General features: G+C 64.7%; 14 protein-coding genes and 1 pseudogene. 8 read left to right on the top strand and 7 right to left on the bottom strand.

Features of this window, described 5'->3' with window-relative positions:
- Positions 1-14: 14 nt before the first annotated feature.
- Positions 15-902, bottom strand: coding sequence for an ABC transporter substrate-binding protein (locus AX769_RS23430; RefSeq protein ID WP_082764190.1), 888 nt, complete (start codon positions 900-902; stop codon positions 15-17).
- Here AX769_RS23430 and AX769_RS22125 point away from each other — a divergent pair.
- Positions 840-2032, top strand: a protein-coding gene (locus tag AX769_RS22125; RefSeq protein ID WP_157887893.1) for an IS3 family transposase whose coding sequence is annotated in 2 segments (ribosomal slippage) — positions 840-1118 and positions 1121-2032 — 1191 coding nt in all. Because the reading frame shifts where the segments join, the coding sequence is not laid out codon by codon here. The genes AX769_RS23430 and AX769_RS22125 overlap by 63 nt on opposite strands.
- Here the strand turns inward: AX769_RS22125 and AX769_RS22130 are convergent.
- Complete coding sequence (locus AX769_RS22130) at positions 2012-2884, bottom strand: ornithine carbamoyltransferase (RefSeq protein WP_066284594.1); 873 nt, start codon at positions 2882-2884, stop codon at positions 2012-2014. The genes AX769_RS22125 and AX769_RS22130 overlap by 21 nt on opposite strands.
- 207 nt (positions 2885-3091) lie before the next feature.
- Between AX769_RS22130 and AX769_RS22135 the strand changes: the two genes are divergently transcribed.
- Complete coding sequence (locus AX769_RS22135; RefSeq protein WP_066284595.1) at positions 3092-3658, top strand: recombinase family protein; 567 nt, start codon at positions 3092-3094, stop codon at positions 3656-3658.
- Between the two features lie 154 nt (positions 3659-3812).
- Positions 3813-4373: pseudogene (locus tag AX769_RS22140) on the top strand (recombinase family protein); the annotation flags it as partial.
- A 387-nt stretch (positions 4374-4760) separates the two neighbouring features.
- Here AX769_RS22140 and AX769_RS22145 read toward each other — a convergent pair.
- Positions 4761-5474, bottom strand: coding sequence for a hypothetical protein (locus AX769_RS22145; RefSeq protein ID WP_157887896.1), 714 nt, complete (start codon positions 5472-5474; stop codon positions 4761-4763).
- Positions 5475-5518: 44 nt separating this feature from the next.
- Positions 5519-6511: a hypothetical protein gene (locus AX769_RS22150; protein WP_066284597.1), complete on the bottom strand. Its 993-nt coding sequence runs from the start codon at positions 6509-6511 to the stop codon at positions 5519-5521.
- Positions 6512-7169: 658 nt separating this feature from the next.
- On the opposite strand from AX769_RS22150, the gene AX769_RS22160 reads away from it, so the two are divergent.
- Both AX769_RS22160 and AX769_RS22165 read left to right on the top strand, forming a co-directional pair.
- On the top strand, positions 7170-7427 hold the full coding sequence (locus tag AX769_RS22160; protein ID WP_066284600.1) for a hypothetical protein: 258 nt from the start codon (positions 7170-7172) through the stop codon (positions 7425-7427).
- 52 nt (positions 7428-7479) lie between these two features.
- Positions 7480-7962 (top strand): hypothetical protein, encoded by a 483-nt coding sequence (locus AX769_RS22165; RefSeq protein ID WP_066284601.1) that lies wholly within the window; start codon positions 7480-7482, stop codon positions 7960-7962.
- A gap of 189 nt (positions 7963-8151) precedes the next feature.
- On the opposite strand, the gene AX769_RS22170 is transcribed toward AX769_RS22165, so the two are convergent.
- A complete protein-coding gene (locus tag AX769_RS22170) occupies positions 8152-8583 on the bottom strand; it encodes a hypothetical protein (protein WP_066284603.1) in 432 nt (143 codons plus the stop codon).
- 67 nt (positions 8584-8650) lie between these two features.
- On the opposite strand from AX769_RS22170, the gene AX769_RS26175 reads away from it, so the two are divergent.
- Entirely contained in the window at positions 8651-9595 is a 945-nt protein-coding gene (locus tag AX769_RS26175; protein ID WP_082764191.1) for a relaxase domain-containing protein, read from the top strand.
- 66 nt (positions 9596-9661) lie between these two features.
- On the opposite strand, the gene mobF is transcribed toward AX769_RS26175, so the two are convergent.
- Positions 9662-12856, bottom strand: coding sequence for a MobF family relaxase (gene mobF, locus AX769_RS22180; RefSeq protein WP_066284605.1), 3195 nt, complete (start codon positions 12854-12856; stop codon positions 9662-9664).
- Between the two features lie 301 nt (positions 12857-13157).
- On the opposite strand from mobF, the gene AX769_RS22185 reads away from it, so the two are divergent.
- On the top strand, positions 13158-13583 hold the full coding sequence (locus AX769_RS22185) for a hypothetical protein (protein ID WP_066284607.1): 426 nt from the start codon (positions 13158-13160) through the stop codon (positions 13581-13583).
- 26 nt (positions 13584-13609) lie between these two features.
- Here the strand turns inward: AX769_RS22185 and AX769_RS22190 are convergent, their stop codons facing one another.
- Positions 13610-14092 carry a hypothetical protein gene (locus AX769_RS22190; RefSeq protein WP_066284608.1) on the bottom strand — a complete coding sequence of 161 codons (483 nt, stop codon included), beginning with the start codon at positions 14090-14092 and terminating at the stop codon, positions 13610-13612.
- Between the two features lie 271 nt (positions 14093-14363).
- On the opposite strand from AX769_RS22190, the gene AX769_RS22200 reads away from it, so the two are divergent.
- Positions 14364-15071 (top strand): DUF3800 domain-containing protein, encoded by a 708-nt coding sequence (locus tag AX769_RS22200; RefSeq protein WP_066284612.1) that lies wholly within the window; start codon positions 14364-14366, stop codon positions 15069-15071.
- Positions 15072-15404 lie beyond the last annotated feature (333 nt).

The following is a 15404-nucleotide window of genomic DNA, read 5'->3' on the forward strand; positions in this document are numbered from 1 at the left end:
AGGTCTTTCATCGCTTACTTTCCTGCTGCCTTGTCGACACCGGTCGCATTGATCGAGTCACTCAGGTCCACCTTCGTTTTCATCATTCCGGCGGAAATCATTGCCTTCTGGATCAGTGGCAGCGTCGTGGTTTTGAATGAGCCGTTGAGCTCGCTCGCGTTGTCCGCCAGGGTGTAGAACTTCGCGCCTTTGAACGCGGTACTGAGAGAGGAGACGCTTGCGCCCAGAGCCTTGGCGATGATCGCTTTCGCTTGAGTGGGATGAGCTTTGTAGAAAGTGATCGACTTGTTCCATGCGGTAGCGAGGGCGGCCGCGACTGCTGGGTGGGCTTTCAGGTATGAATTCTGGAGGTACAGGGCGTCGGAGATGAGGCCAGGAAATTCCGCCGCAGTCACGAGACTGTGGACGGTTCCGCCCGCGACGGCCGTACTGATGTACGGCTGATACGTCACGGCGGCCGTCGACCTTCCCGAGACCAGCACTCCCGCAGCCTGGTCAGCTGGGGTCGGGACGGATTTGATGTCGGAGAAAGACATACCGTCCTTGCTCAGAGCGGCAGAGAGCAGTAGTTGTGACGTGGTCCCGTCCTCGAAAGCCACGCTTTTGCCTTGCAAAGATTTCAGTGAGGTGACCCCTTTGCCGGCGAGGACTGCGTCGCCCGAAGTGCTCTGGTCGAGGAGAAGGGTCGCCTTGACAGGCAGCTTGGAGTAGTTCTCTAGGACGCTGCTGACCGGGAACGAGACGCCGTCAACCTGATTTGAGCTAATGGCAGGGGTCTGCCCAGGGTTTGGTTGTCGCCTGACCTGTGAGGATTCGTTCTCGCTGGAAGGATGTCCATCATGGCAAAGGCATACCCGAAAGAGTTCCGCGACGATGTCGTGGCCGTGGCCCGGAAGAGCCAGTCACCGTTGAAGCAGATCGCAAAAGACTTCGGGATCTCCGAAGGCTCCCTGCATGGCTGGATACACAAAGCTGACGTCGAGGACGGCAACCGCCCCGGCGTCACCGCAGCCGATCAGTCCGAGCTGCGGGAGGCGCGAAAGAGAATCCGGCTGCTCGAGCAGGAGAACGAGGTGCTCCGGCGGGCGGCAGCGTATTTGTCGCAGGCGAACCTGCCGGGAAAATAGTCTTCCCGCTCGTCCGCGAGATGGCTGCGACCGGCGCCCCAATCAGGGTGCCGGTCGCGGTGGCGTGCAGGGTCCTGGGCCGATCAACCCAGGGGTATTACAAGTGGTTGCGGGACCCCGTGTCCCGCAGGGACTGGGATGATGCGCATCTGATCGATGTGCTGCGGGAGATCCATGCCGACGACCCGACGCTGGGGTATCGGTTCCTGAGCGACGAGCTCGCCGACCAGGGCTCGACTGCGTCGGAGAACCGGGTGTCGCGCCTGGCGGCCATCGGTGGCCTGCAGGCCTCCCACCACCGACGGCGCGGCAAAGGCAACAAACCAGGTCCCGCGGTTCACGACGACCTCCTCGGCGTCGTCCACGACAACGGGCGAGTCACCCACGACTTCAGCACTGTTGCTACGGGACCGGATCAGGTCTGGTTGACGGACATCACCGAGCATTGGACCGGTAACGGAAAGCTCTACCTCTGTGCGGTCAAGGACTGCTGGTCGAACAAGATCGTCGGCTACTCCATCGATACCCGCATGAAATCGGAACTCGCCGCCGCGGCTCTTCGGAACGCGATCACCCTCCGCGCCCCGGCCGGCACGATCGTCCATTCCGACAGGGGAAGCCAATTTCGTTCGAAGAAAGTCGTCCGGCTCCTTAAGAACAACGACCTGCGTGGCTCGATGGGCCGGGTCGCGTCCTCGAGTGACAACGCCGCGATGGAGTCCTTCTTTTCCCTGCTCCAGAAGAACGTTCTGAACACCCGCCGGTGGAACACCCGCGAGGAACTGCGCCTCGCGATGGTCGTCTGGATCGAGAAGAAGTACAACCGCCGCCGCCGGCAACGAGCCCTCGGGAAGCTCACCCCGGTCGAGTTTGAGACAATCTACTCAGCCGCACACGCGGCCTAGAAACCACCCACCCCCAGTGTCAACCAAACTCTGGGCAGACCCCAGCGTCAGGGCGAGAACCGCTTGCTGAACTGGCAGCAGTGCTTTTTTGAAGCCGTACCCCACGAACGCGGAACTCGCGACGGCATCGGCCGACACCTCCCGGCCCCCTTGGAACGGTGGGCACGGGGCGAGCTGCACGCCCACCGGTGCGCGGTGCAAGAGAGCGGCATTGATTGTGAATGGTGCAAGTTCAGCTGCGTGGTTACCCGGTGCGTCCGTGAGGATGACGTCCGCGGCTGCCACGGCCTGATTGAGGTCATCGGTCCACTGGACCCCCGGTGTCGCCAGCTCCACGGGGCAGCACTGGATCAGGTCGAGGTCAAAGGCTCGGGCTGCTTCTGCCCACGCTCTGGCGATGTTGCCGTTCGCCCCGACGAACAGAAATCGGAGGTGAAGTGGGTCGCGGGTGCGGGAGATCGCGTAAAGGTCCGAGAGAACTTCGCAGGGATGGTTCTCTGACGTCATCGCATTGACGACCGGAAGAGCATCCGATGAGGCGAGCCCTTCCAAGACTTGGAGCTTGGGGTGTCTGACTACGAGGACGTCGACCCACGAAGCCAAGTAGCCGGCGACGTCGTCGAGCGCTTCGGGCTTGTCGAGGGTCTCTGGCGGGAACGTGATCGGTTGCAATCCCATGAGCGCCGCGCCTCGCTCGAACGACACGCGCGTGCGGAGACTCGACGAAGGAAAGAACAGCGCCGCGCACCCGTCCACACGGGGCCCGTTGCCTGCCGCGTACTTGTCGGCCAGCCGAAATACATCGCGCAGCTCGACCTTCGTCCAGTCATCGAGCCGCAGGAGGTGACGCATCCCCACACGATAGGGCCCTATCCGACGCGCCCGCGTCATGTCCTCCTTGACGCGCTCACCCGATGGGCGCAAGCCGGACGACCACCGCTCCCGCCGAGCTCGATTCCGGACTCCGCGGAAATACTGGGCGGACCCATGTACGTATGACCCGTACGATGAAATGCACGGTGACGGGGGGATAACTGCAACAATAGTTTCATGACGGGAATGAAGATCGGGTACGCCCGAGTCTCGACCAACGACCAAGACCTCACCGCCCAACGAAACGGCCTCCTCGCACTCGGCGTCGGTGAGAAGCAGATTTTCGTCGATCACGGCCTCACCGGGACGAACCGGGCAAGGCCGGGTCTCCGGGAGGCGATGGCGGCGACCCGCGCCGGGGACACTCTTGTCGTCACAAAACTTGACCGGCTCGCGAGGTCTTTACCCGACGCTCGCGATATTGCCGACGAGCTGACCGAGAAGGGTGTCGTCCTCAGTCTTGGTGGCAGCACCTATGACCCGACCGACCCGGTGGGCCGGTTGCTGTTCAACGTCCTCGGGATGGTGGCCGAGTTCGAAGCCGATCTGATCCGGATGCGGACCAGGGAAGGGATGGCCGTCGCGAAAGCGAATGGCCGCCTGAAGGGCAAGCAGCCCAAGCTCACCAAGGCACAGCAGAAGCACCTCCGGAAGCTTCACGACGCCGGCGAGCACAGGCAGGCAGAGCTGGCGGACCTCTTTCAGGTGTCGAGGACAACCATTTACCGGGAGCTGCGCCGCAGCGCCGAATGAACGGCCCCGCCATGAAGCGATCACAGAACGCCGCCATTTAGCGATCAACTCCACACACCCAGCGTGTCTAACTAGGGTCCGTTTCGGATTGTTAGACACTGATTCATGCCACCTCTTAGAACCTAACTGGACACAGGTGGCATGGAGGGCCATCGTGAGCGGGCAACGAGTCGGATACGTGCGAGTGAGCACACTGGACCAGAACACGGTCCGCCAGCTCGACGGGATTCCCGTCGATAAGACCTACACCGAGAAGGCATCGGGCAAGGACCAGAGGAACCGGCCCGAGCTGGAAGACCTAATCGGGTTTGTCCGCGACGGCGACACCGTGCTCGTGCACTCCATGGACCGCCTGGCCCGGAACCTTGATGACCTCAAACAGATCGTCAGCCGGCTCACTCGGAAGGGTGTCCGGGTGGAGTTCGTCAAAGAGGCCCTGACCTTCACTGGCGATGACAATGCCGCCTCCACGTTTCTTCTCCACGTGATGGGGGCCTTCGCTGAGTTCGAGCGCTCACTCATCGGTGAGCGACAGCGGGAAGGCATCGCCCTGGCGAAACAGCGAAAGGTCTACCGGGGACGACTGCCGGCACTGAGCCAGGTGAAGGCGGCCGAGCTCCGTCGACGGGCCAATGGCGGGGAGTCCAAGACTGCTCTAGCCCAGGCCTTCGGTATCAGCCGGGCGACCGTCTACGCTTACCTCCGCAGCGAGGACTCCGCTCTCAGTGCAGGTGAGAACGAGCTCGACGCGGTGCTTGAGACCCTGCCCGCCGATAACCGCCCACTGCCCTCCGTCGCAGCGTACGACGCCCTCCTGCCGTCCCACGCCTCGTCGGGCCACTCTTCGAAGCACGTCACCGGCTTGTGAAGAGATTGGCGGACAGGTGAATGTCCGCCAAAGCGTTCACAAACCGCGGAAACTCAGGGCCGCTTGTGCACTCAATCGCGAACATCGACACGCGTCGTAACAGGCACGAGGTGGCCGGCGAGGGGCCATTGAGAAACGTCGGGGACTGCTGTCGGTTTAGTTGACTCCGATCGGTAGGAGCTTTGGTTTCTGGTGGAAGGGCGGTGGGTCGGGGATGGAAGAACGCGAGGGTGTCTACGGCGCCGTGACGTACTCACGGACCAATGCTGTGAAAGCCGCTGGCGGCACCTCGGCCTCGGTAAACAGCGGGCTCTTGCGCGCACGGTCGGCGATGAGGTGCAAGGTGCGCGCGGCGTCGCGTCGGCTGCCGATCAGCGGCGTCTGGTCGAGCTGCCACCCACCGGTTTCCGTGTCCCCGAAGTCGTTCCGGATCGAGAGCAGGTGGAACAGGTCCGTGATGTCTTTCGCGGCGGACCTGGACGTGGTGGCGCTGGCTTTCAGGATGACGGCGGCCTCCACCGAGGGTACGGGGACGTCGAAGCGATCCTCGTGTTCGTCGAGGTAGGCGACCGTGACGTCGATGACGATCGGCTCGCCCGTGAGCGCCAAGGCAAGGCCCGGCGTCGCGTCGTAGGCACGCCCGCCCACCGTGAGGGGATGGAAGTGCCCGTCGAGACTGGGGACGAGAAGGTCGATCGCCCGGTCCCCTTTGACCAGCCGATTCCCGCCCTCGGGCTCGTAGTCGTTCGCGATTAGGCGGTCGTGAACCACCTGGGTCCCGGCAACCTCGGTGCTGATTCCTGCGTCGGCGTCATTCGTTCGGCGCGGCACGAGGTCGCCTACTGGGAAAGCTGCGAGCAAGAGCCCTGCCATGTGACCGCCGACGATCCGCACCTCAGGGAGCCCCTCGGTGGCGCGGACGACATCAGCAAGGGACTCGAACGCCATGTCGTCGGCGATCGAGACGCTCGGGATGATGCACGAGCGCCGGATCACGCAACACCCCAGCGAGATAGCACGCGCTCCCTGAGGCGCTCCACCGCATCTCGGGCATCTGGGCCGGGTGAGCGGGACACCTCCCACGCGGTGATGATCGGGTCCGTGAGTCGGCTCGGACCATCGGCCCAGGCGGCGGCCGTGGCGAAGATTGTGGGGTCGTCGGGCACCACGACTTCGAGGGTCGGGGCCACGCCGGGGTCTGCCGGGGCGAACCGGGCTGACAGGTCGAGGTCGCTGGCCGCGTAGAGCACGGCCAGGCGGCTCCGGCGCCAGGGCGCGATCTCATCGGCGGCTGAATCCCCGGACAGGAGCGTTTCCGTGTCCCCTGCGACCCTCTGGGCGCGCTCGACCTGCTCGCGCAATTCGGCCACGGCCGTCCAGGGTCGCCGGAGGCCACGTCCCCCCGGGTAGTCATTGACTAGGTAGTCCCACAGCCGCTCCGGATGGGTCACGGTCGCGGGCCTGTGGTCGTCGTCGACACCAAAGCGGGAAAGGCTTCGGAGGGACTGGTGGACGACCTGCTGTGTCACGCCTGCCTCGTTTGCGAGGACGGTTTGCGTGCGGGGCTTGGCCGTTCGGAGGAGAACCCGGCCAACGGCCATCCGCCCCCACGGCACACGGCCGCCCGTTCTGGCCGGGCTGACCGGGATGCCTGACCCCGTGTTGCGCTTCTCTTCTCCGCCGACAATGGCCTTGCGTTCCCTCACGGCGATGACGGCCACAAGTGGGTCCGAGAGGGCTCGGGTGGTAAGGGATGGGCTGAGGTGGTCGACGATGTAGAGCACACCGTTCCACGCGCTCGGGGGCTCGATGCTTTTGAGGTCGCGCGCGACTCGGCTGGGCGTCGGCGGGGCGCCCATGACGAAGGGGCGTAGGTGCCAAGTCTGCTTGCCCGAAACGACGTTGAGCAGTCCTGGAGAAGGGTAAGCGGCGGTCAGGCCCAGGTCGTCGAGGAGGCTCATGCCGTCCGTCATGGTGAGGCTCATAGCCCCCAAATTACCAGTTTGATCACTCAAAACCGATCATACTTGTAAGTATTGGTCGAGGTGGCTTGACGCTTCCAGCATTTGCGCGTCCTGTGAGGACGAAGAAGGCAGCCAGAGAAACGGACGAGCGCTCGTCTCTTGAGCGCTGACCATTGACGAGCGGCCATGCCCCGTAGCGTGGTCTAGCCCGATGGTCGCCGCGTCGCTTACGACGTGAGCACGGCCACCGTGGGATCCCGCGACCCGGTTTCGTTGTGGGTGCATGTCGCGTCACGGTTACCGGTGGAAAAACCCGCCGCGGTCAAAGACATCGGTGCCCTCGGGTTGCTCCTTGTCGCGGCCGGATTGGCCTGGGTTCTGACCGGTTCGTGGAGCTTGACACGTTGGTCAGTGTCGTCGGGTGGGAGCTGCGTTCCGGGGCTGACCCTGGGTTCCTGTTCCACCATGCCCGCCAGACCCGACACCTGCTCCGCTGGGCCGGCACCGGCACTCTGATGGACACCACCATCGGTGACGACGAGGTTGTCCCGGCTGGGATGGTTTTCCTGGCCAGCTCGGCCCTGACACGCTGACCGGCGCGCAGTCTCCCCACAGGCAAGTTAGTGGACTCGGCCGGGCGCGCCAGGGTGGGGCGGGTGCGCTGTCGTAGGGTCACCCCATGCCGCGCCTTTTGCCTCTTCACGACAAAGACGGCTCCCCGGGGGATTCGCGGTTGTGGATCAACCCGGACCACATCGTGACCGCTGCCCCCAGCATCACCCGCAGTGCGGACACTCACGGGGACGTGTTCACGGTGTGGGTGGAACTGAAGCTGGAAGGGGTCCCGATGATGCGGGTGTGGCTTGGGACCGCGTCCACCGCTGAGGCCGCCTCCGCCGTATGGGACACGTTCTTGATCCAGATCGCTGACGCGTGAACACGATCACCGAGCCGGTATTCGAGGCTCCCGACGACTGCCGAGTGGCAGCGTGAGCAAGACAGAGCTGGAACGGTTTTGGTCGTTCGTGGTGAAGGGCCCGGAACCGGATGACTGCTGGTTCTGGACCGGCGCCATCTCCGACGACGGGTACGGCCGGTTCTGGATTAAACGGGATGGCGGGCAGCAGGCGGTCCGCCCGCAACGGTATGCATGGGAGCTTCTGACCGGGGAGGCATTACCGTCGTCGACGTTGCTGCTGCACTCGTGTGACATCCCCATCTGTGTCCACGCCGACGGCGATTTGGACGTGTCGCATGTGGCGCCGGGAACGCACCGGCAGAACGTGCTCGACCGGTCCCAACGCGGCCGCTACCGCAACCGCGCCACCCTCCGCCTCGGCGACCTACCCAGGCAGGTGCGCGTGCAACGTTCCCTCGATCTCCGGGCCGTCATCCTTACACATGGGTGGCAGCCGGAACTGATCAGCGCCGCACTGCTCGGGGTGGAACTTACCCACCCTCGCCTGTTCTAAACACCGCCACCCGAAGCGCAACTCACGGTCTACGCGGCCTCGTCTCAGCGACCTAATTCCTGGTCGTGGTTGGTCGTGAGCTGCCGTACTCATGGACGCTCTTTCGTGGACACAAATGACAGTCCTGGCCGCCTCCAGGAACTCGCATTGTTCGCACGAATACCGGTCGAAGTTCCGCGGTCTGCGTTCCTATTCCGGCGCCGAGATGGACGGTTCGCTCCAGTCGGTCGAGTGCGGGTAGGAGACTTCGACGGCATACATCGTCTCACTCCGCACGGTCATAATTTGGTGGCTGGAATCGTCTCTCACGATAGGGATGATGCGGGCCATAAAGTGGCGGTCGCCACCGAAAAGGTGCGGCTTCGAGCGTCGCCACGACGACGCGATCCCTAACGCGATCCGCTTCGGCAACGGACCGTACTGAGCCAACCGTAACCACACCCCGTGCCGGCTCTTGTCGTCCACGATCGTCGTCCGTAACCGGTCCATGTCCGTGACCTTAGGGTCGGCTTCGTGGCTGCTTTCGGCAGGCTCCAGGCCATCCTCCGCAGCCGCTACCTCCCGCTCCAGTCCGATCGCGGCAGCGCCCTGCCGAACACTCTGATCCGACGACTTGCTCACGCCACTCCCCGCCGCTTTCGTACGCGCAACTGGTCGAGCGTACCAACCTCAAGGGCGTCAGTGTTTAATGCACGTATGCTATTGGCATAGGCCGCGTCTTCGCCGCGGCTGCCGGTTCAGGTTTCGGGGTGGTGTGGTGCGTGGTGGGGTGACGTTTTTCCGGGCCGGTGGCGGTGCTGCTGCTCGTGCTTATCTGGAGCAGGATCATGCCCGCGCGGATGACTACTACCTTGCTGAGGGTGCGGGGTTGGCTGACCGTGTGGTGGTCTCCGGGGACGGTCACGTGCTTGTGTCGGGGGTGCTTGATGGGGAGGGGTATGAGGCGTGGGCGGACTGGCGTGACCCTGTCACCGGGGAGGCGCACGGGACCCCGCGGGAACGCAAAATTGTGGACCCGGTATCGGGGGTGGTGGTGGGTTCGGCGTCGTCGCCGCGGTTCGTGGAGATGACAGTCAACAGTGACAAAACGTTGTCGATCGCGGCTGCGTTGAACCCGGCCGTGTCGGTCGCGCTGGACGCCGCGCAACGTGATGCGGCGGACGAGATGACCGCGTACATGGGGCGTCATTCGAGGACCCGTGTTGGCCCGTTGGGTGGGCAGCGTTTGGTGCCGGTGGAGCGGTTGGAGGCGGCCGTGATCAGTCACCGGACGTCGCGGGCTGGGGACCCGCACAGGCACCTGCATTTGCAGTGGAACGCTCGCGTGTTCGCGGAGGGGAAATGGCGCGGCCTGGACACGGCAACGACCCTTCGGCAACAGGGTGCGTTGCGGGGTATCGGGGGGTCGCTAGAGAATTCGGAGCTCAGAGTACGTTTAGGTCCTCCGGCGGACGAGTTCCGGATTCCGTCCGCGACGGGGACACGAGAAACCTCTCACGAGAACCACTTTCGAGAGTCTCATATCCGCATGTTTCCGGGGGCACAACGAATGGTCAGCCCTCTCTCCCGGAAATGGTCGTTTTCTAGAAAGACGACCCTATGGAGGGCAGCCCGGCCTTCATCGTCGCCATAAAATGGAGCCAGAAGTACGGTAATTCCAGGCCAGAATGAGCCTTACCGTACTCGAGGCGCCGAATTCTCAAACGCCCCCAGAAAGAACGGCCGGCCGGTCTTCGGCCCCGTCCATGTCGCGTTCCGTCCACGACCAGTAGAGGGCGTCGGCCGGGTCGACACCCTGTGCCTCCGCGTGGCGGAGAGCTGCCTCGACAGCTCCCCAACTCTCGTGCCCGCGGAGCGTCACGGCTGTGTCGTGGCCAAGAGCCTGATCGGCCACCTTCGCAAACCTCAGCGCGTCAGCGCGTTCGGTGACGTCGCCGTACTGGTCGATCAAGGTCACGAGGTTGTCAACGCGGGCGTGCTCGTTCCGGATCGTCTCGGTGGCCGACACCGTGGCGTCGGACGTGCGGGCGATCGACGCAAGCACCTCGGAGACCGGCTGCGCCTCTTCGGTCTCGACATACAAGTGGTTTTCGTGCCGGCCCCGGGTGAGCCCCACGTAGGCCAGCTCGCGCGACGTCGACGCGTCGGCGAGCACGTGTGCGGTGTCGGCGGTCAAGCCCTGGGTGCGGTGGAGGGTTGAGGCGTAGCCCAGCTCGACGGACTTCGCCACGTACTCACGGGGCAGGGTGATCTTCGCCCCGCTCTTGACGTTGGCAACAGACAGGGACCCGTCCTGGTGGGCTTTGTCCACGGTCCAGACGTCGTTGTTCTTCACCCGGTCCCGGCCACCGCCCGTCTTGAGTTGCGCGTCGTTCTGCCGGGTCACGATCGTGTCGCCACGGTAGGCCGAGAGGCCGTCGTGCAGCGGTGCGGATTCGGTGCCTCGGACGAGGCCCTGGGACATGCGGAGCGCTTGCGCGCGGCCGTTGAGCTCTGACACGGTGGCGTTGGTTTTCGCGACCATGACGGACTGCAACCCGGCCTCGGTGTCGTGCTGCCAGCCGGAGAAGACGTCGGCTGTCATCCGGTCGACGTTCCCGCCCGTGACGCGGCCGTTGTCGACGTACCAGGCGAACGGGTCGCCGGTCCCGGTGGGGTCGCGGAGGAGCTTGGTGGCTTCCGCTTCCTCCCGGTTGGTGAACCGGTGCAGTACTTCGAGCTTCACCGATCCGACCTCGTGCTCGAGGAGGCGAAGCGCCCCGCCGGCCTCCACCGCGGAGAGCTGCTTGTCGTCACCGATGAGTCGCACGTGTGCGCCGTGGCGTTCCGCGATCCGGGTCACCTTCGCAAGGTTGGTCGTGCCGGCCATGCCGGCCTCATCCACCACGACCACATCTCCCGGTGTCAGGTCGACACCCTCGACAGGACCGTCCTGGTGGAGGAGTTCGGTGAGGCTGCCTTTGCCGTGGGTGAAGGAGTGGATGGTGTTTGCCTTCACGCCGATAGCGTCGGCCATGACTTCCGCTGCGGCCGCGGACGGGGCCAGACCGATCATCCGGCCACCCTCGGCCTCGATCGCGCGGGCTGCGACCTGCAGGGCGGTGGTCTTCCCGGTACCCGCAGGACCGGTACCGACGACGAGGCGACTGCTGGACGTCGCGAACTCGCCCGCCAAAGCGCGCTGCCCGGCATCGAGGTGTGTGCCTTCGGCCTCTGCGATCCGATCGAACGTCTCCCGGCTGACGGGCCGAACGGTCCGGTCCCGGGCGGCGTCAAGGAGGGTGTCTTCCGCGGCGAGCACGGTCCTCGAGGTGAGGAGCTGCGTCCCCTTGTGCTCGTAGATACTCACCCCGTCTTTCCGGGTGAGGGGCTGAAAAGCGCCGTGCGGGGCGGGCGGGGTGACAGCAATCGAGTCGGTGGTGAGAGCGTGCTTGGTGATCTGCTCCACCGTGCCCTCGACCACGTTCCCACGGGTCCGTTCGGCCTGCACGAACCGCCGGGTTTCGGCTTCGATCATGTGCGGCCCCCAGACCGCGTGATGCTCCGACACGGCCTCGACCACCCGGGCGGACGCCTGCTCGATCGTGATCTGCTCCACCGTGCCGGCCCCTGAGTCGCCGCCTCGTGCGGCTGCCCTGGCGTCACGGAGAACACTGTCGACCACACGGGCACCGACCGTCTCGACGGCACGCTCACGCCAAGCGGTGCGGAGGTCCGCCAGGGAGCGCGCGGTCTCTTTCTTGGGGCGGGTGTCGAGGGTTGCCTGCTGTGCCAGGGCGATCCGGGCCTTCAGGTCAGGGGCTCGTCCATGGTCTCGCCGGTAGTCCTTTTCGAGCTGCTTCATGGCGTCTTTGATCCCCGCCGACCGGGTGGAGAACCCTGTCGTCAGGCGGTCGTCCACGCCCGCGATTTCCACGACCGGACGCTTGCCGCGGGTGACCTCGCGGAGTTCTGTGGTGACGCCGAGACCTTCGGTCACCCGGTCCATGACGCGGGCGTTGTAGAACTCAGACGCGGCGACACCCTGGCGGTGCAGCAGCTTGGAGTCGATCGTCCGCCACTTCCCATCGACACCCTTGACCTTGTTCGCCACGACCAGGTGGTCGTGGAGCTGCGGGTCACCAGTACGGGAGTCGTAGTGCCGGAAGCGAGTAGCAATCAGGCCGCCTTCGATGTCGATCTGAGCGACGCCGTTCGTGCCGGCGCGGGTGGCGATCGCTTCTTCTTCGAGGTACTTCACGGTGTCGGCGATAGCGGCCTCGTGGGCGTCTTCGATGATCTTCCGGGTGTCGTTGTCACCCAACCCCCAGAGGGTTGACACACTTTTGGCTGGGGAGAACACCAGGTCAAAACCGGCCACGGCCTGCTGCGTCGGACGGGACGCTGCGGTAATGTACCGGCCCAGCTCTTCCTTGTCGGCAGGGGGCCGGCCCTTCGCCTCATGGAACGCCTGCGCGCCCTCCCGGACACGGATAGCGCGGCGTTCCTCGGCGTCGGGTTCGCGGTGTTCCGTGCGCTCAAAGCGGGCGTAGCCCTCGTCAATCGCACCCCTGAGACCGGCCCCGCCCTGCTCATAGGAGTAGTAGCCACGGCCAAGCTTGGCCATGGCCTGCGCCTCCTCCGCGGTCTTACCGGAGGCCTGCGCGTCGGCCATGATCCGGTCGGCGTCTGGGTGCAGGCCCTCACCAAAAAGGGCCTTCATCTGGTCCTCGGTGACGGTGCCCTTGACGCCCAGAGCGTCAAGGCCGGAACCGACCCACACACCGGGAGGGTTGCCCTCGGCGGTGTAGTAATCGCCCAGCTCACGGCCCGGTTCGCGCTTAATATCGGCGGTCGCCGTCTCGCTCGTGTAGTAGGCATACCCGTCTCCCGCGGAGAGGATATGCATGGTCATCACGGCGTCAGACTACCTCACTGATTCGTAATGCCAGAGGTGTGACGAATTGACTGACGAAGAATGAGGATGGAGGTCGGCCAGGAATGGGAGTGACTGCGGCTGTGGTGGGAGACCGGAAAGAGAACGGGAGCAGGTCGAGGAACGAGGCATGTGGGAGTGAACGGCGGTCGATCAACAACAGTCGAGCCCGGCCTCTGGTTCGTCGCCTGTCCTCCTGGCGTGGTGTCATCAGCCCGGGGCCCAATTCCTAACGGACCGGCCGGGCATACTGGTAACTGGATCAATCAAGGGGGTTCACATGGCAGAGGTTCGAAAATCCGCTAAGCAGACCGCGGCCCGGCAGCGGGCACGCGAGAAAGCTGCAGAGTTCCGCGAGAAGCACGACACACTCGAGCAGCTCGCCACCGACTACTTCGAGGTGGCCGACTCGATCGACGACGTTGAAGCAAAAGTCGCGAAGGAAATCGCGGCAGCACGAGATCGTGCCGACAAGCTCATCACCCAGGGGAGAGCAAAGTCTGATGCGGTGATCGCCAAAATGCTCGACCTCGGTACACCGCGCGACGAGGTCGCCGGACGACTCGGCATCTCCACCCGCGACGTGAAAAGGAACACCCCCAACCCAAAGGCCGCAGCGACGGCGTCGCAGGAAACGCCGGCTCCGTCGCCGGAAGGTCCCGACGAAACAGGCGACGCACGCACCGACGTCACCATGTCGGCGTAGCGGTGACCGTTGATTCCTGCTGAGGGTCAGAACAGGCGCGGGTGGGTCAGCTCCACACCAAGGAGAGCGGCGCTGATCAGTTCGGGTTGCCAACCATGGTCGAGGATCACTGCCCGAAGATCCAGAGACCGCTGCACCCGGACCTGCCGGGGAAGATCCCCCAACCGCAGACTCTGCCGGTTGCGGTAGCGGCCCCTTTGGGACCGGTCGAGCATGTTCTCCCTGTGCGTCCCCGGCGCCACATGCGACAACTCAAGATCCGCCGATGCGTGCACACAGATCGGGATGTCGCACGAGTGCAGCAACAGGGTCGACGACAGCAGGGGCTCACCGGTTGCGAGCTCGTACGCGTACCGCTGCGGGCGGACCGACTGCTGAGCGCCGTCCCGTTTGACCCAGAACCGGCCGTAGCCGTCATCGGAAATGGCGCCCGTCCAGAACCAGCAGTCATCCGGTTCTGGACCTTTGACAACGAACGCCCAGAACCGTTCCTCCTCCGTGCGCGTCATACCGGCCCCCGGGGGTAAGCCATGTCGCTGGACCACACCAGAAGACCCCACTGCTCCTTCTTGCCGGAGCCCGTCCTGGTGAGGGCGATGTGGTCGAAGTCGCCGCCCGGGTGCGCATTCATGGCGCACTGATGTGCGACCCCGTCGAAGAGGAAAAAGGATCCGCACCGGAACACCCCTCAACCGTACGACGGCCGTGGGCTGACGGCGTTCGCCGCTCCGGGTCGGGCAGGGCGGACGGTGAGCCTTCGGAAGGCTGGATGATGGGGGGATGCTCCTGGCCTACGTCGACGAATCCTACGATCGCGACTTCTACTTCATCGCCGCAGCCATCGCCCCCCAAGAAGCATGGGACAACGTCGAAAAAGCTGTCGCCGACATCCAGTCCAGAACCCACCTCGAGCACGGTGTCCCGGCTGATGCGGAGCTGCATGGACACGAGATCATGGGCGGCGCCGGAGAATGGGCGCCGCTTCGCGGGAAGCACCGTGAAGCCGCAGGCGTGTACGCCGCCGCCCTGAGCGCAGCCCGCACTGCCGGGGTGGAGTTCATCTTCCGCGGCGTCGACATCGGCCGACTGAATGCCCGCTACCGGTACCCCGACCAACCGCACAGTGTCGTCCTCGGGCACCTCCTCGAACGCATCGACCAACGCGCCGGACAACGACAAGAAACCGACCCGGTCATCGTCATCGCCGACGAAATCGCGACCCAGGAAGAACACCGGAAACAGTTCGAGGCGTATCAACTCACCGGAACACCCGGATACCGGTCAACGACCCTCCCACGAATATCCAGCCCCATCAACTTCGCCTCCTCAAGGCTTTCACCGGGACTGCAGATCGCTGACCTGGCCGCGTACCTGCACCACCGCCGCAACACCGTCGTCGAACCGCACCCGGCAGGAGCCCGTACCGTGAGGCGGCTCTCGGGGATCCTGGAGCAGACCACAGTCCACAACCTGACCTGGACGCCATAACGGAGGCGGAGGCGGAGGCAGGCGGAGGGCCAAAAACGAAGACCCCGCAGTGCGGGGTCTTCGGCTGGCAACGTTCCGGTAACCGGCCCGTCGTAAAACCGACAATACACGGCCCCACCGACCTTGTCAGCCGCTCAGTGACGACCCACGCACGCTTCTCTCTGGGGGTGCGCGAGGGGCCAGCCCCTCGCCCGCCCGGGGCACCCCGGGCGGACGGCCAGCGTCACCCCACCGCAGCAGGCTGAGCGGCGGTAGCAGTGCTGTCCCAGCAGGCCCTGCACATCCGACGTCCCTCACCCCGCCCGAGAGCGTCCGGGTGGAAGGTGATCCCGG

Origin of the sequence: Frondihabitans sp. PAMC 28766 (assembly GCF_001577365.1) — a bacterium.
Classification (GTDB): Bacteria; Actinomycetota; Actinomycetes; order Actinomycetales; family Microbacteriaceae; genus Frondihabitans.

Excerpts from the sequence above, each read along its gene's own strand:
- AX769_RS22160 (WP_066284600.1), top strand. The coding sequence starts at position 7,170 with ATGCCGCGCCTTTTGCCTCTTCACGACAAAGACGGCTCCCCGGGGGAT.
- AX769_RS22145 (WP_157887896.1), bottom strand. The coding sequence starts at position 5,474 with ATGGCGTTCGAGTCCCTTGCTGATGTCGTCCGCGCCACCGAGGGGCTC.
- AX769_RS22135 (WP_066284595.1), top strand. The coding sequence starts at position 3,092 with ATGAAGATCGGGTACGCCCGAGTCTCGACCAACGACCAAGACCTCACC.
- AX769_RS26175 (WP_082764191.1), top strand. The coding sequence starts at position 8,651 with ATGCACGTATGCTATTGGCATAGGCCGCGTCTTCGCCGCGGCTGCCGG.
- AX769_RS22200 (WP_066284612.1), top strand. The coding sequence starts at position 14,364 with ATGCTCCTGGCCTACGTCGACGAATCCTACGATCGCGACTTCTACTTC.
- AX769_RS22130 (WP_066284594.1), bottom strand. The coding sequence starts at position 2,884 with ATGCGTCACCTCCTGCGGCTCGATGACTGGACGAAGGTCGAGCTGCGC.
- AX769_RS22150 (WP_066284597.1), bottom strand. The coding sequence starts at position 6,511 with ATGAGCCTCACCATGACGGACGGCATGAGCCTCCTCGACGACCTGGGC.
- AX769_RS22185 (WP_066284607.1), top strand. The coding sequence starts at position 13,158 with ATGGCAGAGGTTCGAAAATCCGCTAAGCAGACCGCGGCCCGGCAGCGG.
- AX769_RS22190 (WP_066284608.1), bottom strand. The coding sequence starts at position 14,092 with ATGACGCGCACGGAGGAGGAACGGTTCTGGGCGTTCGTTGTCAAAGGT.
- mobF (WP_066284605.1), bottom strand. The coding sequence starts at position 12,856 with ATGACCATGCATATCCTCTCCGCGGGAGACGGGTATGCCTACTACACG.